Source organism: Phyllobacterium zundukense, assembly GCF_002764115.1.
In the GTDB taxonomy this organism is placed as follows: Bacteria; Pseudomonadota; Alphaproteobacteria; order Rhizobiales; family Rhizobiaceae; genus Phyllobacterium; species Phyllobacterium zundukense.
Genome location: NZ_CP017940.1, coordinates 3,193,453 through 3,212,087, shown reverse-complemented (window position 1 = coordinate 3,212,087; position 18,635 = coordinate 3,193,453). Strand labels below are relative to the sequence as shown.

Annotated in this window: 20 protein-coding genes; 14 read left to right on the top strand and 6 right to left on the bottom strand. The window is 58.5% G+C overall.

All coding sequences use genetic code 11. The features are described 5' to 3' along the window. Window position 1: 1 nt before the first annotated feature. Window positions 2-844: an LOG family protein gene (locus BLM14_RS16110; RefSeq protein ID WP_100000322.1), complete on the bottom strand. Its 843-nt coding sequence runs from the start codon at window positions 842-844 to the stop codon at window positions 2-4. Window positions 845-994: 150 nt separating this feature from the next. On the opposite strand from BLM14_RS16110, the gene dapD reads away from it, so the two are divergent. Beyond that, on the top strand, window positions 995-1,849 hold the full coding sequence (gene dapD, locus BLM14_RS16105) for a 2,3,4,5-tetrahydropyridine-2,6-dicarboxylate N-succinyltransferase (protein WP_100000321.1): 855 nt from the start codon (window positions 995-997) through the stop codon (window positions 1,847-1,849). 45 nt (window positions 1,850-1,894) lie between these two features. Here the strand turns inward: dapD and BLM14_RS16100 are convergent, their stop codons facing one another. After that, on the bottom strand, window positions 1,895-2,920 hold the full coding sequence (locus BLM14_RS16100; protein WP_100001400.1) for a 2-dehydropantoate 2-reductase: 1,026 nt from the start codon (window positions 2,918-2,920) through the stop codon (window positions 1,895-1,897). A gap of 100 nt (window positions 2,921-3,020) precedes the next feature. On the opposite strand from BLM14_RS16100, the gene dapE reads away from it, so the two are divergent. Further along, entirely contained in the window at window positions 3,021-4,208 is a 1,188-nt protein-coding gene (dapE, locus tag BLM14_RS16095; protein WP_100000320.1) for a succinyl-diaminopimelate desuccinylase, read from the top strand. A gap of 16 nt (window positions 4,209-4,224) precedes the next feature. Continuing rightward, window positions 4,225-4,836 (top strand): hypothetical protein, encoded by a 612-nt coding sequence (locus BLM14_RS16090; RefSeq protein ID WP_100000319.1) that lies wholly within the window; start codon window positions 4,225-4,227, stop codon window positions 4,834-4,836. Here BLM14_RS16090 and truA read toward each other — a convergent pair. From truA to def, 4 genes are read right to left on the bottom strand one after another with little or no spacing between them, the layout of a single operon-like run. Continuing rightward, complete coding sequence (truA, locus tag BLM14_RS16085) at window positions 4,788-5,573, bottom strand: tRNA pseudouridine(38-40) synthase TruA (RefSeq protein WP_100000318.1); 786 nt, start codon at window positions 5,571-5,573, stop codon at window positions 4,788-4,790. The genes BLM14_RS16090 and truA overlap by 49 nt on opposite strands. Continuing rightward, on the bottom strand, window positions 5,573-6,070 hold the full coding sequence (locus BLM14_RS16080) for a GNAT family N-acetyltransferase (protein WP_100000317.1): 498 nt from the start codon (window positions 6,068-6,070) through the stop codon (window positions 5,573-5,575). Before BLM14_RS16080 ends, truA begins: the two co-directional genes overlap by 1 nt. Then, a complete protein-coding gene (gene fmt / locus BLM14_RS16075) occupies window positions 6,067-6,996 on the bottom strand; it encodes a methionyl-tRNA formyltransferase (RefSeq protein ID WP_100001398.1) in 930 nt (309 codons plus the stop codon). Before fmt ends, BLM14_RS16080 begins: the two co-directional genes overlap by 4 nt. Window positions 6,997-7,006: 10 nt before the next feature. After that, complete coding sequence (def, locus tag BLM14_RS16070; protein ID WP_100001396.1) at window positions 7,007-7,537, bottom strand: peptide deformylase; 531 nt, start codon at window positions 7,535-7,537, stop codon at window positions 7,007-7,009. A gap of 113 nt (window positions 7,538-7,650) precedes the next feature. Here def and BLM14_RS16065 point away from each other — a divergent pair, with 113 nt between their 5' ends. The 11 genes from BLM14_RS16065 to miaB all read left to right on the top strand — a co-directional run bounded on the left by BLM14_RS16065 (window position 7,651) and on the right by miaB (window position 18,629). Further along, complete coding sequence (locus BLM14_RS16065; RefSeq protein WP_100001394.1) at window positions 7,651-8,889, top strand: DNA recombination protein RmuC; 1,239 nt, start codon at window positions 7,651-7,653, stop codon at window positions 8,887-8,889. Window positions 8,890-8,993: 104 nt separating this feature from the next. Next, complete coding sequence (locus BLM14_RS16060) at window positions 8,994-11,009, top strand: hydantoinase/oxoprolinase N-terminal domain-containing protein (protein WP_100000316.1); 2,016 nt, start codon at window positions 8,994-8,996, stop codon at window positions 11,007-11,009. A gap of 107 nt (window positions 11,010-11,116) precedes the next feature. Beyond that, window positions 11,117-13,294, top strand: a complete 2,178-nt coding sequence (locus BLM14_RS16055; protein ID WP_100001392.1) for a malate synthase G — start codon at window positions 11,117-11,119, stop codon at window positions 13,292-13,294. 9 nt (window positions 13,295-13,303) lie between these two features. Next, window positions 13,304-13,828, top strand: coding sequence for a DUF3859 domain-containing protein (locus BLM14_RS16050; protein WP_100000315.1), 525 nt, complete (start codon window positions 13,304-13,306; stop codon window positions 13,826-13,828). A gap of 55 nt (window positions 13,829-13,883) precedes the next feature. Continuing rightward, window positions 13,884-14,216 (top strand): DUF2066 domain-containing protein, encoded by a 333-nt coding sequence (locus tag BLM14_RS32375; protein ID WP_100000314.1) that lies wholly within the window; start codon window positions 13,884-13,886, stop codon window positions 14,214-14,216. Beyond that, on the top strand, window positions 14,182-14,676 hold the full coding sequence (locus BLM14_RS32370) for a DUF2066 domain-containing protein (RefSeq protein ID WP_100000313.1): 495 nt from the start codon (window positions 14,182-14,184) through the stop codon (window positions 14,674-14,676). Before BLM14_RS32375 ends, BLM14_RS32370 begins: the two co-directional genes overlap by 35 nt. 77 nt (window positions 14,677-14,753) lie before the next feature. Continuing rightward, window positions 14,754-14,954 carry a type II toxin-antitoxin system VapB family antitoxin gene (locus tag BLM14_RS16035; protein ID WP_100000312.1) on the top strand — a complete coding sequence of 67 codons (201 nt, stop codon included), beginning with the start codon at window positions 14,754-14,756 and terminating at the stop codon, window positions 14,952-14,954. Between the two features lie 182 nt (window positions 14,955-15,136). Continuing rightward, complete coding sequence (gene tsaB, locus BLM14_RS16030) at window positions 15,137-15,826, top strand: tRNA (adenosine(37)-N6)-threonylcarbamoyltransferase complex dimerization subunit type 1 TsaB (protein ID WP_100000311.1); 690 nt, start codon at window positions 15,137-15,139, stop codon at window positions 15,824-15,826. Beyond that, the gene (gene rimI, locus BLM14_RS16025; protein ID WP_100000310.1) at window positions 15,823-16,326 is read left to right on the top strand and encodes a ribosomal protein S18-alanine N-acetyltransferase; all 504 of its coding nucleotides are present in this window, start codon (window positions 15,823-15,825) and stop codon (window positions 16,324-16,326) included. Before tsaB ends, rimI begins: the two co-directional genes overlap by 4 nt. A 1-nt stretch (window position 16,327) precedes the next feature. Further along, complete coding sequence (olsA, locus tag BLM14_RS16020) at window positions 16,328-17,179, top strand: lyso-ornithine lipid O-acyltransferase (RefSeq protein WP_100000309.1); 852 nt, start codon at window positions 16,328-16,330, stop codon at window positions 17,177-17,179. A gap of 10 nt (window positions 17,180-17,189) precedes the next feature. Beyond that, window positions 17,190-18,629 carry a tRNA (N6-isopentenyl adenosine(37)-C2)-methylthiotransferase MiaB gene (miaB, locus tag BLM14_RS16015; protein ID WP_100000308.1) on the top strand — a complete coding sequence of 480 codons (1,440 nt, stop codon included), beginning with the start codon at window positions 17,190-17,192 and terminating at the stop codon, window positions 18,627-18,629. Window positions 18,630-18,635: the final 6 nt, after the last annotated feature.

Here is an 18,635-nt window from a genome sequence, read left to right as displayed (position 1 = left end):
GTTACTCCAGGTCGTAGAAGGTTCGGATAACCTCCCAGGCTTCCTCGGCTTTGTCGACAAAGGTAATCAATTCGCGATCTGACGGCGAGATGACACCCTGTTCGGCGAGGAAATCGAAATTGATGGCCTTTTCCCAGAACGATTTGCCAAACAGCAGGAAGGGAATGCGCTCCATCCGTCCCGTTTGGATGAGCGTCAGCGCCTCGAACGTCTCATCCATCGTACCGAAGCCGCCCGGAAAGATTGCCATGGCTTTGGCACGCATCAGGAAATGCATTTTGCGGATGGCAAAATAGTGGAAATTGAAGCAAAGCTCCGGCGTGACATAGGCATTGGGTGCCTGTTCGTGCGGTAAAACAATATTGAGGCCGATCGTCGGAGCGCCAACATCCGCGGCGCCGCGATTGCCCGCTTCCATCACGCCTGGACCGCCGCCGGTTACGACCACGAACTCGCGATTATAGGTTGTGGAGGAGTAGATGGAGCAAAGCTGCGCGAATTTGCGCGCTTCGGCGTAATAACGCGAATTGGCTTCGAGGTTTTTTTTCTGCGTCTCGTTCTTGGCGGCCCAGGCAGCACCCCCCGGCTCGGGGATACGCGCGCCGCCGAACAGGACAACGGTGGAACGGATGCCGCGTTCAGCGAGCGCCATCTCAGGCTTCAGCAATTCCAACTGCAGTCGAACGGCACGCAAGTCGCGGCGCGTCATGAATTCAGGATCGGCGAAGGCCAGCCGGTAGGTAGCCGATTGGGTTTGCGGCGTGTCAGGCGCTGTCTCTACACGGCGCACCGCTTCTGAGGAGTGGGAAAACGGCGTCCAGCTATTTTTTTCATCGGTATTCAATTGTTCTACTCCTTCTGCGGACGCGTATGACGCTTACAGACATAAAATTCCAATCACCATCTAACATGGTAATGCCGAGATTGACCCTCTCCCAGACTTAACTTACTAGGCCATTGTTCTTAACCGCCCGTGTAATGGAGTGACCTCAAAATGTCCAAGCCCGATCTGACCAGTCTCGAAAAGACGATCGACAAGGCCTTCGATGAGCGCGATGCAATCAGCACCGAAACGCGCGGCGAAATTCGCGAAGCCGTCGAAACGTCGCTGCTGTTGCTCGACAGCGGTACCGTACGTGTTGCCGAGAAGCAGGCAGATGGGGTCTGGAAAACCAATCAGTGGCTGAAAAAGGCTGTTCTCCTGTCGTTTCGTCTCAATCCAATGGGCATTATTGAGGGCGGTCCGGGCGGCGCAGCCTGGTGGGACAAGGTGCCCTCGAAGTTCGATGGCTGGGGCGCGACAGAATTTGCCAAGGCAGGAATCCGCACTGTCCCGAACGCCATCGTCCGCCGCTCGGCCTATATCGCACCGGGTGTGATTCTGATGCCGTCCTTCGTTAATCTCGGCGCCTATGTCGGCGAGGGTACGATGGTCGATACCTGGGCGGGCGTGGGTTCGTGTGCCCAGATCGGCAAGCATGTGCATCTTTCTGGCGGCGTCGGCATCGGCGGCGTTCTGGAGCCGATGCAGGCGGGGCCTACGATCATCGAAGACAATTGCTTCATCGGTGCGCGTTCGGAAGTGGTCGAGGGATGCATCGTTCGCGAAGGCGCTGTCCTTGGCATGGGTGTATTCATCGGTAAATCGACTAAGATCGTTGACCGTGCGACCGGCGAAATTTTTTACGGCGAAGTGCCGCCCTATTCAGTGGTGGTTGCCGGTACATTGCCGGGCAAGCCTTTCCCCAACGGCGAGCCGGGCCCGGGCCTTTACTGCGCGGTGATCGTCAAGCGCGTCGACGAAAAGACACGCTCAAAGACGTCTATCAACGAGCTGCTGCGCGACTGATTTTAGTGGATCGGAGAGGGTCGTCTCGCCCTCTCCGGCACGTTTTCAGGCTCGTGCCGTCCGAATCTCCTCAACCGAATGGCTTCGGAGCGGCTTTCCCTCCGCCTGCTTCACGCAGCCGACAACCTTCTGCGTGAGGGGTATCGCGACATTTTTCTCGCCCGCCAATCGAACGATTTCACCCTGAAGATAGTCGATTTCCGTTGGGCGGCCACGTGAAAGGTCCTCCCACATGGAAGAACGGGCGCGAGGATCGATATTGAGCATCTTCTTCGCGACAATGCGGAAAAGAAAGTTGGGCAGGCGCAGGATCCAGGGAAGCAGCCCGGGCGACACGCCCTGAATCTTTGATGGCACGATGCCATGCGCTTTCATGACGTTCAGGCCCTCGATCATTTGATCGGCCAGAAGGAGCCGCCAGTTTCGATCAGCAAGCTGCTTGGCAAGAGGCAGATTCGACAAGGCGTTGGCTGCATTGTTAAGATTCATCAACAGTTTGCCCCACAGCACGCCCTGCATGTCCGGACTGTGGCGAACGTCGAGGCCTTGCACGGAAAGTTCATCGGCAAGGTCCCCCGGCTTATCGTCGATAAGAACGGTGCCTTCGGTCGTCCGCCTTACGATCAGCGCTGCGCCATCCGTTTCGGACTGAACGACGTTGAATGGCACCATACCGGAAATCACAGTGAAGCCAGTCGGCAGATTTCGGTGCAGGACCCTCGCGTTGTTGATGCCGTTTTGCAGGCTTATAACGATTGCCGTTGACGGCGCATGCCGGGCGATCAGCTTGGCGATCTCTTCCGTCGCACCGCTCTTGACGGCAACGAGAATGATGTCTGCCTGCTCGAAAGCCGCGGCCGGGTCGACTGCGAGCGCCAACCGCTCCGGCGGAACCAGTTTCTCCGTTCCATCCAGATCGACGATCTTAAGGCCATTTTGCCGGAGCGCGGCCTCAACACGTGGTCTGACCAGGAAGATCACATCCCTGCCTGCCGCCGCAAGACATCCGCCGACATAACAACCAATCGAACCGGCACCGGCAATGACAATCCGGCTATCGTCTGAGATCATGGTACTGGCCCCTGACTGACGCTGAGCACGCATTAAAACAGATGCGGCAATTGCGATCCAGTGCGTGACAGGATCATGCTTTTCTATTATCGCTTTGGACATGAAATCATCGACCGATCCTGTTCAGAACCTCGCCAAACTCATTGCTTGCCCGTCGGTGACGCCTGTCGAAGGCGGTGCCCTGACAGCGCTTCAGGCTATGCTTTCGCCGCTCGGCTTTTCCGTGGAAAGGCCGGTCTTCAGCGAGGATGGCACGTCCGATGTCGAGAACCTCTATGCGCGGCGTTCCGGCAACGGACCGCACCTGATGTTTGCAGGTCATACGGATGTCGTGCCCGTGGGCGATGAGGCAGCATGGACCTATCCCCCGTTCTCTGCTGCCATCCACAATGGCGAGATGTATGGGCGCGGTGCCGTCGACATGAAGGGCGGCATTGCCTGTTTTGCCGCCGCCGTGGCTCGCTACCTTGACAAGAATGGCGAGCTCAAGGGTTCGATTTCGTTCCTGATCACCGGTGACGAGGAAGGCCCGTCCATCAATGGGACAGGCAAGCTGCTGGAATGGGCCAAGGCGAAGGGCGAAAGCTGGGATGCCGCCATCGTTGGTGAGCCGACAAATCCGGACAAGCTCGGCGACATGATCAAGATCGGCCGGAGGGGCTCACTGTCTGGTACGATTGTCGTCAATGGCGTGCAGGGTCATGCCGCCTATCCGCATCTTGCCGACAATCCGGTGCGCGGCCTGGTAACGCTGGTGGACAGCCTGCTCTATCCCGTATTTGACGAAGGGACAAAGGACTTTCAGGCAAGCAATCTGGAAATCACCACCATCGACGTCGGCAATACAGCGGTGAATGTCCTCCCGGCCAAGGCAACGGCGATATTCAACATTCGCTACAATGACACGTGGACCGATGAAACGCTGATGGCGGAGATCCACAACCGCCTCGACAAGGCGTCCGGACGCAGCAAACTGCGCCCGGGCAAGAAAACACCTGTGAACTACGAACTGATCTGGCGCCACCGGCCAAGCCATGTATTTTTTACCCATGACGAGAAGCTGATTGGGACGCTGACATCGTCCGTCGAAGCTGTAACCGGCAACCGGCCACAGCTTTCGACCTCTGGCGGCACCTCGGATGCCCGCTTCATCAAGGATTATTGCCCGGTGGTCGAGTTTGGTCTTGTGGGCAAGACGATGCATATGGTTGATGAGCGGGTGGCGCTTGCGGATCTTGAAACGCTGACCCAGATCTATGAACGCTTTATCGCCGACTTCTTTGCGTAAACGAACATGAGTGATAATGCCGGATTTTGATGAAATTCAACGGTATCTGTGGGGCGCCTGGCGGATGATGAATGGTCATGCCGACGGCCTCGATCTGCTGGATTTTTCCGAAGACGGATTCTGGCAGTCGTTCCATGCCATCACGATTTCATTGCCGCCGCTGGTCCTCGGCTGGATTATCTTCGCCAATGACATGATTGCGCTGCGCCCGGAAACGGGAAACCGCTTTTCCATCATGGGCAGGGTGGCGTTCGTCGATCTTGCCGCTTGGGTCCTGCCGTTGGTCGTCTTGGCTTTCAGCGCCCGGCAACTCGGCATAGCCAAGCGTTTCAGTCCTTATGTGGTCGCCAGCAATTGGGGAACAGCAATCGCCGCCTGGCTGATGGTGCCTGCGACGCTGGCGCGGGTCTTGCTGCCGAATTGGCCGGGCCTGGCCACCGGATTCGGCCTCCTGCTCTATGGGGCCATCATGTTCCTGACCTACCGGCTGACTCACGTAGCGCTGAAGAAATCGCATACTTACACAGCAGCGTTCTTTGTTGCCCTTGTTGCCGGATCGCTATTCCTGATGGTCCTGCTTCAGGGCGTGCTGGGCATCGCCCTGCCAGACCCTGTGGTGATCGGATAATCCACGCCAATGAGATACAGGCCGTAGGGCGGTGCGACGGGGCCGCAGGCCTTGCGATCGCGCGCGGCAAGCGCTGCCGTGACATCATCGGCGTCCCAGCGGCCGCAACCGACTTCATTAAGCGTTCCGGCAAAGGAACGGATCTGGTTGTGCAGGAAGGACCGGGCAGACGCTCTGATTTCGATGATTTCGCCATTACGCGAAACGCTTAAATGATCGAGTGTTTTGACCGGGCTTTTCGACTGGCACTGCGTTGCCCGGAACGTGGTGAAGTCATGCGTGCCGATGAGCCGCTGCGCCGCGTCGTGCATGGCGTCCGCGTCGAGCGGCTTCTTCACCCACCAGGCGCGATGCGCTTCCAGCGGGGCGGGAGGCCGGCGATTGATGATACGGTAGAGATAGTGCCGGCCCGTCGCCGAAAACCGCGCATCGAAATTGCCGCCGACCAGCTCGACATTGATGATGCCGACGGTTTCTCCGGCGATGACCAGATGTGCGTTCAGCGCTTCGCGCACCTTTGAACTGCTCCAGTCCTTCGTCAAATCCACGTGGGCGACCTGCGCAGTCGCGTGCACGCCGGAATCGGTGCGTCCTGCTGCGCCAAGAGAGATCGTTTCGCCGCAGAATTTGAAGATGGCCTGCTCGATGGCCGCCTGGACGGTGTGACCGTTTTCCTGCCGCTGCCAGCCCGCATAGGGAGTGCCGTCATACTCAATGGTCAGTTTGTAGCGCGGCACTAAAGCGCTCCAAAGGCTGGAGCATAGATCAGTGTCCCGGATGACGGCGCATCGCCAAAAGCATAGGCTTGGAGATAGTCGCCTTGATAAGGGCTCTCGAAACCCGCCGCCCTTTGGTGCTCGTAGCCGAAGCGCCCGTAATATTCAGGTTCGCCCAGGACAATCGACAGGGTCTCGCCAGCGGCAGCCAGGTGTTCATGCGCTATTCGCACCAGTTTGCTTCCAGCGCCCTTTCCCTGATGGGCAGGCGCAACCGCTAGTGGAGCAAGCGCAACGGCATCGAAATCCTCTGCTCCGGCCAGCTTCAGTCGCGAAAACAGGATGTGTCCGATGATGACCTTGTCGTTCAGGGCCACCAGTTCGAGCACGACATCATTGTCGTGCCGCAGGCGGCGAACGAGATTCGCTTCATCGGTTCCCGCGAAAGCCGTTACCAGGATGTCAGAAATGAACGGGTAATCGTCGGAATGCGCCGCACGGACGGTGATGCCATTCATGGCAGCCGCATCCCCTGCGCGATCTTGGCGCCGCGCTGGAATTCCTGCCCGTCCATGACCTTGCCGCCAGCACGCTGAAGCGAGCGCAGGCGCACTGCACCTTCACCGCAGGCGATACGCAAATCGTCGTCGAGCACCGTACCAGGTTCCCCAACACCGGTTGCCAGGATCGAGCGCAGCAGCTTCACACGTTCCAGATTTTCGCCGATTTCCATCTCGCACCAGGTTCCGGGGAACGGCGCGAGGCCACGAATTCGGTTGTGAACATCGATGGCGGGTAGCGTCCAGTCGATACGAGTCTCTACCTTGGTGATTTTCGAGGCATAGGTGACGCCTTCCTCGGCTTGCGGCGTCAGCGTCAGGCTGTCGCGCTCCAGCGCTGCCATCGCGCGCACCATCAGATCGGCGCCAGCCATGCTGAGCTGGTCATGCAGTTCGCCGGCGGTCATGTCGGCCGTGATCTTGATCTTTTCGGCCATGGCGACCGGACCGGTATCAAGACCCTCGTCCATTTTCATGATCATGATGCCGGTTTCGACATCGCCCGCCATGATCGCGCGCTGGATCGGTGCGGCGCCGCGCCAGCGCGGCAGTAGCGAAGCGTGCCCGTTATAGCAGCCAAGCCGTGTGCCCTCGAGAATTGCAGGAGGCAGAATCAGTCCATAGGCGACGACGACAGCGACATCGGCCTGGAGATCGCGAAATGCCTGCTGCTCGTCTTCGCCCTTGAGGCTCTTTGGCGTGCGCACCTCGATACCGAATTGTTCGGCGTTGCGCTGCACGGGCGAGGGCGTCAGTTCCAGCCCCCGGCGGCCTGCGGGACGTGGTGGCTGGCTATAGACGGCGACGATTTCGTGACCCTGGCCGATTAAGGCATTGAGGATGGGCACTGAAAAATCCGGCGTTCCCATGAAGATGATGCGCAAGCTCATCGGCTCACACCGCCAGCCGGCTCGGCGGACGGTCCTTGGCGAGTTTCTTGAATTTCTTGACCACCATCTCGCGCTTCAACCGCGATATGTGGTCGATGAAGAGAACGCCGTTGAGGTGATCGATCTCATGCTGCAGGCAGGTTGCAAGCAGTCCATCGGCCGCTACTTCCTGCTGTTTTCCTTCGATATCAAAATAGGACACGCGCACGGTCGCCGGACGCTCGACCTCCGCATAGTAGTCCGGAATCGAGAGGCAGCCTTCCTCGTAGATGTTACGGTCATCGCTAGAAGCCAATACCTGCGGATTGATGAAAATCTGAGGAGCTCTCGGCTCATCTTCCTTGGAAAGGTCGATCACCAGCATGCGCAATGGTTCGCCGACCTGAATGGCGGCAAGGCCGATGCCGGGCGCATCATACATGGTATCGAGCATATCGGTCGAAAACTTGCGCAAATCGGCGTCAAAGCGCTCCACAGGTTTTGAAACCTGGCGCAACAGCGGATCGGGAAGAATAACAAGCGGTTTGATAGACATGAGCATCACCTAATATCTCACCTTTGAGCCGTCAATCCGAGGTTAAAGTCATTTGTGAAAATGTTCTCGTTTTGATCTCACATTTGCGCTCCGAATCGGTTAGTCTGCGCATTATGGAGACGTCAATTTCGCTCGATCAAACGCTATTTCAGCTCGGCGCCAGCACCGTCTCTGTCGGCGCAGCCCTTCTTGCAGCCGCGGCAATCACCGCGCTCGTCGTGGTTTTCGCTGTCATCGCCGTGTGGCGTTCGGCACGCATGCGGCTCGTCGCCGAAATACAGGCCGAAGACCGGGCACGCGATGCGGAAGCGCGCATGGGCGAAATTCTGAAGAGCCAGTCGGAAATGCAAGGTCGCATGCAGACTATGGCCGAGCTGTTCGGCTCGCGCCAGGCCGAGCTCAATCAGTCGATCCGCGAACGGCTCGACGGAATGACCAGCCGTATCGGCCAGACGATGACCGAACAGACGCAGTCGACGCACGAAAACCTGGCGAAACTGCAGGAACGGCTGGCTGTCATCGACACCGCGCAGAACAATATCCAGGCACTCGCCGGACAGGTGGTGCAACTGCAGGCGATCCTTGCCAACAAGCAGACGCGCGGTGCCTTCGGTCAGGCGCGGATGGAGGCGATCGTCGCCGATGGCCTGCCGCAGGGCGCCTATGAGTTCCAGGCTACGCTTTCCAACGGCAGCCGCCCCGACTGTGTCGTGCGGATGCCGAACGGCGCCCCTAATCTCGTCATCGATGCAAAGTTCCCGCTGGAGGCGTGGAACGCCATTCGCGCGTCCGAAAGCCCGGAAGCCAAGAAAATGGCGCTCGCGCAGTTCCGCCGCGATGTGGAAATCCACATTCGCGATGTGGCGGAAAAATACCTGATCAATGGTGAAACCCAGGACACGGCATTTCTTTTCGTGCCGTCCGAATCGATCTTCGCCGAAATCCATGAGAATTTCGAGGGCGTGGTGCAGAAGGCGCATCGCTCGCGCATCGTCATCGTTTCGCCATCGCTGCTGATGCTGTCCATTCAAGTCATTCAGGCCGTGCTCAAGGATGTGCGTATGCGCGAACAGGCGCATCTGATCCAGGGCGAGGTCATCCGGCTGATGGAAGATGTGGGCCGCCTCGACGATCGGGTTCGCCGCCTGCAGACGCATTTCGGCCAGGCCAACAAGGATATCGACGACATCCTCGTCTCTTCCAGCAAGGTAACCAAGCGCGGCCAGAAGATCGAGGCTCTGGAATTTGCCGAGGCTCCGGTCGGCGATGTCGTAAAAGACGCAGATTCCGCCCGTACTGCTGCGTCAGCGACAGGCCAATTGCGCCTGCGCGTCGTCGATGGGGAAGATTGAGCCTGGTTGCTGGTCTAATGCGGCTGCGGCAGCAAATGGTCGGAATGGCGCTAGCCGCCGCGTCTGTCATGCGCTAACCCTGCCTGCAAATAGGGCAGGGCATCATGGCTGAATCCACAATTGAACAGGCGATCTTCCTCGGCATCGATACGGGCGGCACCTATACGGACGCAGTCCTGTGGTCCGAGCAACGCGGTGTCATCGCCAAGGCCAAGGCTCTCACCACCCGGCATGATCTGAGCGTCGGCATTTCGGGCGCGGTTGAGCGTATCGTTACGGAAGCATCCGTGCGTCCAGCAGACATCAGGCTTGTTTCGATGTCGACGACGCTTGCCACCAACGCGCTCGTGGAGGGGCACGGTGGTCGCATCGCGCTCGTCATGGTCGGTTTCTCCAAAGCCGATCTGGAAAAGGCCGATCTTGGAACCGCTCTGGGCTCGGACCCGGTGGTGTTCATTCCAGGCGGGCACGATGTCTATGGCCGCGCGCAGCCGTTCGATCCGGCAGCCTTGATCGAAGCCTTGCCACGCTTGCAGCAGGACGTCACCGGCTTTGCCGTTTGCGCCTATTTTGCCGTGCGCAATCCGGAGCATGAAATCGCTATCCGCGACCTCGTGCGCAAGGAAACCAGACTTCCTGTCACCTGCAGTCATGAATTATCGGCCAAGCTGAATGGCCCGCGCCGCGCCCTGACCACCGTGCTCAATGCCCGGCTCATTGCCATGATCGACCGGCTCGTGGCTGCAACGGAAGGCTTTCTCGACCGGCGCGGCATCCATGCGCCGCTGATGGTGGTGCGGGGCGATGGCGCGCTTGTCTCAGCGGCATTTGCCCGGCACCGGCCGATCGAGACGATACTCTCGGGACCGGCGGCTAGTCTTGTCGGTGCCAGACATATGACGGGCCTTGATAATGCGATCGTCTCGGATATTGGCGGCACGACGACCGACGTCGCGGTTCTGGACAAGGGCCGTCCGCGCCTCGATCCCAACGGTGCGACCGTCGGGGGCTTCCGCACCATGGTGGAAGCGGTGGCCATGCGCACCTTCGGCCTCGGCGGCGACTCGGAAGTATCGCTCGACGACAATGCCATGGCGCCAAGCATCAAGCTCGGACCGAGGCGGCTTGTGCCGCTGTCCCTGCTTGCAACCAATCATGGTGCGGCAGTCATCGATCATCTGGCGCGTCAGGTAAAAGCTGCCAATGCCGGGCGGCTCGACGGACGGTTTGCGCTTCTGACCGGCGTTCCGGCACAGATGGCATCAGGATTGAGCAAAGGCGAGGCTGAACTTTATGAACGCGTCACCGTCGAGCCACGGCCGCTTGACCGGCTGTTGAATTCTGTCTCGCAGGCGGCAACCATCAACCGGCTTGTGGCGCGGGGGCTGGTTCATCTTTCGGGCTTTACGCCGTCGGATGCCTGTCATGTACTTGGCCTACAGAACAACTGGAACGCGGAAGCGGCGCGCTACGGCGCCGTTCTCTATGCACGGCGCAAGGATGGCGCCGGACGCCCGCTCTGCGACACACCGGAGGAAGTTTCCCACCGTACCTTTGACGCGCTGATCCGGCGTTCATCCGAAGTGGTTCTCGAAACGGTCTTTGCCGAGGACGGGCTGGAAGGGCCGGAGACTGTGGCGAGCTCGCTGGTGCAACAGGCTCTTTCAGGCAAAAGCGGGATTGCCGGCGTTCGGCTCGATATAGACCGGCCAGTGATCGGACTGGGCGCGTCGGCGCCAGTCTATTATCCGGCAGTCGGCGACATGCTCGGCACCGAATGCATCGTTCCGGTCGATACCGATGTTGCCAATGCTTTGGGCGCGGTTGTCGGGCAGGTGCGTGTGTCGGTCGAGGCGCATATCAGCCAGCCCGTAGAGGGTTTGTTCCGTGTCATGGCAGGCGAGGTGGTCAGGGATTTCCAGATCGAAGAGGAATCGATCGCCTTTGCGGAAAGTGTCCTGAAGCAGCAGGCCGGGTTATTGGCGCTGGAGGCTGGAACCGACGAAGCCCAGATTACCATCGCCCGAGACATCAGTGCTGCAACCGTCGAAGATCAGCGCAAATTCATCGAGGCCGTGCTCATAGCCACCGCTTCGGGCAGACCGCGCATTGCACATTAGGTCATTCTTTCCATCAAGGCATAAATCCTGTTCACTATTGATGAATTGACGCGGAATGCTCCGATGTGTTCAAGGGTAGGATGACGAAAATCTTGAAGGAACCGATCATGGGCGAGCGTATCGAAATCAACGGGTTGCAGGTGGCGAAGAAGCTCCACGACTTTGTGGTCAACGAAGCTATTCCCGGAACCGGTATCGATGCCGCACAATTCTGGGCAGGATTTGCGCAGATTATTGATGATCTGGCGCCCAGGAATCGAGAATTGCTGCAAAAACGCGATGCTTTTCAGCAAAAGCTGGACGATTTTTACAGGGAGAAGCGCAACTCCGGCTATAGCCAGGAAGAATATGAAACCTTCCTGAGGGAGATCGGTTATCTGCTGCCCGAAGGCGGCGCATTTTCCGTATCCACCAGCAATGTCGATCCGGAAATCGCGGTGACTGCCGGCCCGCAGCTCGTTGTTCCGGTGATGAATGCCCGTTACGCGCTGAACGCCGCCAATGCCCGCTGGGGGTCACTCTATGATGCGCTCTACGGCACGGATGCCATTCCGGAAGAGGGCGGCGCTGAAAAGGGCAAGGCGTTCAATCCCGTGCGTGGCGCCAAGGTTATTGCCTGGGCCAAAGCATTTCTGGATGAAAGCGCGCCGCTCGATGGCGCGAGCTGGGCGGATGTTGCCGGTCTTGGTGTTGAAAATCAGAAACTCGTCCTGAGCGCCAACGGTAGATCGGTTGCACTCAAGGACGAAGGCCAGTTTGCGGGTTATCGCGGCGATGCCAAGGCTCCGACCGCAATCCTGCTGGTCAAGAATGGCCTGCATGTCGAGATTGTCGTCAACGCCGACCATCCGATCGGCAAGAGCGATCCTGCCCACATTGCCGATGTCATGCTGGAATCCGCTCTGACGACGATCCAGGATTGCGAGGACTCCGTTGCCGCGGTCGATGCCGAGGACAAAGTGGTTGTCTATCGCAACTGGCTCGGTCTGATGAACGGCGATCTCGAAGACACATTCGATAAGGGCGGCAAGACAGTCACGCGCAAGCTCAATGCCAACCGCGACTATACCGGCAAGGATGGCAAGCCACTGACAGTGCCTGGCCGTTCGCTGATGCTGGTGCGTAACGTGGGCCACCTGATGACCAATCCGGCCATTCTCGACAAGAACGGCAATGAGATACCGGAAGGCATCATGGATGCGGCGATCACCGCTTTGGCCTCCCTCCATGATATCGGGCCGGGCGGACGGCACATGAATTCGCGCGCCGGTTCCATGTATGTGGTGAAGCCGAAAATGCATGGTCCGGAAGAGGTCGCATTCGCCTCCGAGTTGTTCGGGCGTGTCGAGACATTGCTCGGTTTGCAACCCAATACGATCAAGATGGGTATCATGGACGAGGAACGCCGCACGACGGTGAACCTGAAAGAAGCAATTCGCGCCGCCAAGGAGCGAGTCGTCTTCATCAACACCGGATTCCTCGATCGCACCGGCGATGAAATCCACACCTCCATGGAAGCCGACCCCATGATCCGCAAGGGCGACATGAAGCAGGCCTCCTGGATCGGCGCCTACGAAAACTGGAACGTCGATGTCGGCCTCGAATGCGGACTTTCCGGCCATGCGCAGATCGGAAAGGGCATGTGGGCCATGCCCGACCTGATGGCCGCAATGCTCGAGCAGAAAATCGCCCATCCCAAGGCTGGCGCCAACACCGCCTGGGTACCATCGCCGACCGCTGCGACTTTGCACGCTACCCATTATCATAAAGTCAATGTCGCCGAGGTGCAGGCGGGGTTGAAGGTGCGTGGCCGGGCAAAGCTCAGCGACATCCTGTCGGTGCCGGTCGCTTCGCGCCCCAACTGGACGCCTGAGGATATCCAGCGTGAACTCGACAACAATGCGCAAGGAATTCTCGGCTATGTTGTACGCTGGGTCGATCAGGGCGTCGGTTGTTCCAAGGTTCCGGACATCAACAATGTCGGCTTGATGGAGGACCGTGCCACGCTACGCATCTCCGCCCAGCACATCGCCAACTGGCTGCATCATGGTGTCGCCACAGAGGCGCAAGTGCTTGAAACCCTGAAACGAATGGCGTCAGTGGTCGACAAGCAGAATGCGGGCGATCCGCTCTACCAGCCAATGGCAATGGATTTCGACGGTTCCATCGCCTTCCAGGCTGCCTGCGATCTCGTTTTCAAGGGCCGCGAACAGCCGAACGGCTATACGGAACCAGTCCTTCACCGGCGTCGGCTGGAACTGAAAGCCAGGCAGGCCGCAGCCTGATCAGCACAAATGGCCACCTTTCGCCGCGCCAGATATCTCGTTCTTCTCATTTCATTGATGGTGGGAAACACGGGGCTGGCGACGGCGCAGGAGGAAACGCCCGCGATCGAGATTGTCGACTGGGGACTGACCAGCGCCAAGGAGGTCGGATCCGAAGTATCGCCCGATACACCGACGGGATTGAACCGGCTGGTTGAGGGGCCAGTCAACGTCACGCGAACCGAGAACATTCATGCCTGCATCGGCACAAGTTTCGGCGTTCTTTATGAGGCCTCCGATATCGGGGATACCGGCGTGCTCCCGATCTCCGTGGTGGTCCTGCATCCGCTGATCAGGACACCGGATGGACGTTCGATGCAAAAAAGCAGCTGGCCCGACAGCGCCGTTCAGCAGCAGCGCTATGCCGGCTGGGTTTTCGAAAGGGATTTCGAACTGGTCTCCGGAGCATGGACCATCTCGCTGCGCGATCTGTCGGGCAAGGAACTTGCCGCCAAGAGCTTCAAGGTGATTGCAGGCAACTGCCCGATTTCCTGAGGCGCTTATTCTGGTAGGTTTACTGATCAATCGACAAGCGAGGGACTCGAACCAGATGAGCCGTATAGAAATGTTTGGCCGCTTTGTCGGCGCGCTTGTGATCGCATTTTTTTACGGATGCAGCTTGGCAGGTGCTTCTGGTTCCGATCTCTATCGGTCACAGGCAGTCGTCTCCGGTCAAGGAGAGGCAAACAGGGCCATCGGTCTGGCGCAGTGTCTGGAAGATGTTCTGGTCAAGGTTTCCGGCGATCCGCGGCTGATCGGAGACCCCAAGGTTGTCGGGCTGACCCGGCAAGCCGCCGGGTTTGTTGCGAATTTCCAGTATCGGGACCGTATGTCGGGCATTCCGATACATGATGAACAGGGCTCCTACGACAGACCCCCATGATCTTACCGTCGATTTCGACAAGGCAAAAATCGATGCAGCTTTGCAATTGCTTGGGCGGCAGCCGTGGTTATCGCCCCGGCCGCGTGTCATTGTTTTCCTTGCTGTGCACGGAAGAAAGGACAACTTCGCGTTGGTCAGCGATAGCGATCATGATCCGGACATGCGTACCGCGCTTGCAGCGGCAGCCGATCGGGTCGGTTTGCGGATGGCATTGCCAACACAGGCGCAACTGGCACTAAAGGGCCAGAGCAGTGAAATCCAAGCTCGAGATAGCGATGTCGCATTGGCCGGAACCTTGACCTGGAGTGACAGGGCGCTCGGTTGGGTCGCAGACTGGCGGTTGAACTCACTGGGGAAGACATATCATTGGCAAATCCGCGGTGTTGGTTTCGATAATGCCTTTCGCAACGGCCTGCGCGGTGCGGCGCAGGTTCTCTCAGGTCATGGTCAGCCAGGCTAGATCGATGCTTCAACTAACGGCGCATTGATACGGGCATCATATGATGCCAAATTTCATGCCTGGAAAAGGATGAATGAATGCGTACCACACTTGCAATAGATGACGACTTGCTCGCGGAGGCGCAGGCTTTGACCGGGTTGAGCGAAAAAAGCGCACTCGTGCGAGCCGCGCTGAAAGCGCTTGTCGAGCGGGAGAGCGCTCGTCGTTTAGCTCTATTGGGCGGCAGCGAACCGGACCTCAAACCGGTGCCACGCCGTCGGCCTAAACGGGCTACATGATCCTCATCGATACTTCCGTATCGATAAACCATTTTCGGGTCAGAGGGCGACATTGTTGACACGGGACAAACGATTGGCGGGAGTAGCCGCGCAATTGAAACTGTGCCGGGAATTGCATTGATAAGGGCAGTTGTGCTTTGCGCCACTTGTTTGCTGGCTGATTCTTGTTTAGGCGATGGCGCATGAAACTGCTTGCGCTTGATACCGCTGCCAATCTCTGTTCGGTTGCCATTCTCGATGTCGAAACCGGGACTGTCCTGGCAGAGATGAGCGAAGATATCGGCAAGGGGCATGCCGAGCGCTTGATGGCGGTGATAGAACAGGCGATGGCGGCGGCCGGGGTTTCCATTACCGATACCGGCAAGATCGCCGTCAGCGTTGGCCCTGGCTCATTCACCGGCGTCCGCGTGGGAGTATCGACGGCACGTGGTTTCGCACTTGCCTTGAAATGCCCGGTAGTTGGCATCAGCACGCTCGAGGCGTTGGCCTATGATGCAGCGAAACTGGTCCCGGGCAGCCCAATTCTGTCGATCATCGATGCGCGCCGTGATGAACTCTACGCGCAATTCTTCGGCGGGGACGGATCAGCGCAATCAGAGCCCATGGTGACGGCACTGCCACTAATTCTCGAACAATTGGCGGAGCGTGGCCCTGGTCTTGTCCTTGCGGGTTCCGGTGCGCAGCTCATCAACGAGAAGCTGGATCGACTGCTCGACATCGCTGTAACGACAGCAACCGGCAGCATCGAAGCCTTCGCCCGGCTTGGTGCATTGCACGCCGCCGACGAAGAAGCGCCAAAGCCGCTTTATCTCCGTGGCCTCGACGTAAAGCCACAGCAAGGCTTTGTCCTGAAGAGGAAGGTCACGGAATGATCGGCTTTCCTTTCGATAATCTGCGGCCGCGTAGTTTCGTCATCGAACCGCTCGTTCGCGCTGACGCCGCAAACCTCGCTGCCATCCACGGCCTGACCTTCCGTCAACCGTGGAGCGATGACGATTTTCATGCCCTGCTGGTTGAGGATAATGTGTTCGGGTTCATCGCCAGGGAAGTGGGCAATCGCAAGGCGCAACCTGGCGGATTCGTGCTGGCGCGGCTTGTGATGGACGAAGCAGAAATTCTGACGATCGCCGTCGCACCCCAGGCGCAGCGTAAGGGTCTTGGCCATGCGCTGATGGATGCAACGCTCCGCCATCTGCATAATGCCCGTGCCAGCATGCTCTTTCTGGAAGTTGACGAGCTCAATAAGGCGGCCTTGGCGCTCTACCGCAGGCTTGGTTTCAAGCAGGTTGGAAAGCGTCCCGGTTATTACGAAACGGCCAAAGGACGCTCGGCGGCCTTGACGATGCGCCGCGATCTGAAGCCGGGGCGCTGACATGATGGCCTGGTTGCGTTTCACTGTGATGGCGACGGCGTTTGTCCTCACCATTCTTTTCCTCGTACCTTTGCAGTATCTATTTTTGAAGACTGGATTGGGTTTGCGCACGACCACGCCGATCCTCTTCCATAGGATCGTAAGGCGCCTGCTCGGTTTCCGTATCCATTTGCATGGGGAAATGGCAGAGGGCCGCCCGCTTCTGCTTGCCGCCAATCACACATCGTGGACCGACATTGTCATCCTTGGCTCCTTGCGTGAAATGGCCTTCATAGCAAAGGCTGAAGTGGCAAATTGGCCGCTGTTTGGCATGCTCGCCAAACTGCAGCGTACGGTTTTTATTGAGCGGGAGAAGCGCGGCAAGACCCATCAACAGGCCAGTGTAATTGCAACGCGCCTTGCTGCAGGCGATGCCATGGTCTTGTTCGCCGAGGGCACAACCTCCGACGGCAATCGCGTTCTGCCATTCAAGACATCGCTTTTCGGCGCTGCGCAGGTGGCAATTCGCGAAACCGATGTGGATACAGTCACCGTACAGCCAGTGGCAATCGCCTATACGCGCGTTCACGGCATGCCGATGGGCCGCGTTCATCGGCCAATCGTCGCCTGGCCGGGCGACGTACCACTCGGACCAAGCCTGGTCGGCCTTCTGAAGGAGGGTGCTGTCGATGTCGACGTGTGGTTCGGCGAACCCGTTGTTATCGACGGCAAAAGCGACCGCAAGGCTTTGGCGCGGACGATGGAAGCCCGGGTACGCGCGATGGTTCAATCTTCGCTGATGGGCCGTGATTCTGTCAGCGGCCCAGCGGAAAGCAGCGACGAGGCTATTCTCAACGGCACCAAAAACCTTTAGAAGCCTGCCCATGGACGATATCAGCATCAATCATAAGCCGGACAGCACTGCCGGATCCCAGACGCATTCGCCTGCGCTTGCCAACACGCGCAAGGTCTATGTGAAGACCTATGGCTGCCAGATGAATGTCTATGACAGCCAGCGCATGACCGACAGCCTCGCGGCTGAGGGTTATAGTCCGACCGATACGGCCGATGATGCCGATCTGGTGCTGATCAATACCTGTCATATTCGCGAGAAAGCTTCGGAAAAGCTTTATTCGGCGCTGGGACGTCTGCGCAAGATGAAGGATGCGCGAGCGAAAGAGGGCCGCGAGCTGACTGTCGGCGTTGCCGGCTGTGTCGCGCAGGCTGAAGGCGACGAGATTACGCGCCGAGCCCCGGTCGTCGACCTGGTGGTCGGTCCGCAGACCTATCACCGGCTGCCGCAGGCGCTGGCCCGCGTGCGTCAGGGCGAACGCGTCGTCGAGACCGAATATGCGATCGAAGATAAATTCGAGCACTTGCCTGCACCGGCAAAAGAACAAACGAGAAGCCGCGGCGTCACTGCGTTTTTGACCGTGCAGGAGGGCTGCGACAAGTTCTGCACCTTCTGTGTGGTGCCGTATACCCGTGGTTCGGAAGTATCGCGACCCGTGGCGCAAATTCTGAAAGAAGCGGAAAAGCTTGCTGATGCGGGCGTGCGCGAACTGACGCTGCTTGGCCAGAATGTCAACGCCTGGCATGGGATGAGCGCGGATGGCCGTGAATGGGGATTGGGTGAGCTTCTCTATCGATTGGCTGAAATTCCGGGCATTGCACGCCTGCGCTATATAACCAGTCATCCGCGCGACATGGACGACACGCTGATCAATGCGCATCGTGACCTCGATATGCTTATGCCTTACCTGCATCTGCCGGTTCAGTCGGGTTCCGATAGCATTCTCAAGGCGATGAACCGCAAACATACCGGCGCTGATTATCTGCGCCTGATCGAACGCATTCGCAGCGCCCGATCGGATATCGCACTATCAGGTGACTTCATCGTCGGCTTTCCGGGCGAGTCGGAAGCAGATTTCGAGGCGACAATGCAGATCGTGCGCGATGTCACCTACGCCGCGGCCTATTCGTTCAAATATTCCCCGCGCCCCGGCACGCCGGGCGCCGATATGGACAATCATGTCGAGGAAGCGGTGAAGGATGAGAGGTTGCAGCGTCTGCAAGCACTGCTCAGTGAACAGCAATACGCTTTCCAGCGCAGCCTTATCGGAAAATCCATGGATGTGCTGATTGAAAAGGCCGGAAGGGTGTCCGGCCAGATGGTCGGGCGATCTCCCTGGTTACAACCTGTAATTATAGATGTACACGGCGGTGGAATCGGCGACATTATCAATGTGCGAATCATCGACACCGGGACCAACAGTCTGATTGGTGTTCGGGAGATGAACTCGGCGAGCAGTGGGACTATATAAAAGGCT

Coding starts and splice junctions, on each gene's coding strand:
- dapD (WP_100000321.1), top strand. CDS start 995: ATGTCCAAGCCCGATCTGACCAGTCTCGAAAAGACGATCGACAAGGCC.
- BLM14_RS16100 (WP_100001400.1), bottom strand. CDS start 2,920: ATGATCTCAGACGATAGCCGGATTGTCATTGCCGGTGCCGGTTCGATT.
- dapE (WP_100000320.1), top strand. CDS start 3,021: ATGAAATCATCGACCGATCCTGTTCAGAACCTCGCCAAACTCATTGCT.
- BLM14_RS16090 (WP_100000319.1), top strand. CDS start 4,225: ATGCCGGATTTTGATGAAATTCAACGGTATCTGTGGGGCGCCTGGCGG.
- BLM14_RS16080 (WP_100000317.1), bottom strand. CDS start 6,070: ATGAATGGCATCACCGTCCGTGCGGCGCATTCCGACGATTACCCGTTC.
- def (WP_100001396.1), bottom strand. CDS start 7,537: ATGTCTATCAAACCGCTTGTTATTCTTCCCGATCCGCTGTTGCGCCAG.
- BLM14_RS16065 (WP_100001394.1), top strand. CDS start 7,651: ATGGAGACGTCAATTTCGCTCGATCAAACGCTATTTCAGCTCGGCGCC.
- BLM14_RS16060 (WP_100000316.1), top strand. CDS start 8,994: ATGGCTGAATCCACAATTGAACAGGCGATCTTCCTCGGCATCGATACG.
- BLM14_RS16055 (WP_100001392.1), top strand. CDS start 11,117: ATGGGCGAGCGTATCGAAATCAACGGGTTGCAGGTGGCGAAGAAGCTC.
- BLM14_RS16050 (WP_100000315.1), top strand. CDS start 13,304: ATGGCCACCTTTCGCCGCGCCAGATATCTCGTTCTTCTCATTTCATTG.
- BLM14_RS32375 (WP_100000314.1), top strand. CDS start 13,884: ATGAGCCGTATAGAAATGTTTGGCCGCTTTGTCGGCGCGCTTGTGATC.
- BLM14_RS32370 (WP_100000313.1), top strand. CDS start 14,182: ATGATGAACAGGGCTCCTACGACAGACCCCCATGATCTTACCGTCGAT.
- BLM14_RS16035 (WP_100000312.1), top strand. CDS start 14,754: ATGCGTACCACACTTGCAATAGATGACGACTTGCTCGCGGAGGCGCAG.
- tsaB (WP_100000311.1), top strand. CDS start 15,137: ATGAAACTGCTTGCGCTTGATACCGCTGCCAATCTCTGTTCGGTTGCC.
- rimI (WP_100000310.1), top strand. CDS start 15,823: ATGATCGGCTTTCCTTTCGATAATCTGCGGCCGCGTAGTTTCGTCATC.
- olsA (WP_100000309.1), top strand. CDS start 16,328: ATGATGGCCTGGTTGCGTTTCACTGTGATGGCGACGGCGTTTGTCCTC.
- miaB (WP_100000308.1), top strand. CDS start 17,190: ATGGACGATATCAGCATCAATCATAAGCCGGACAGCACTGCCGGATCC.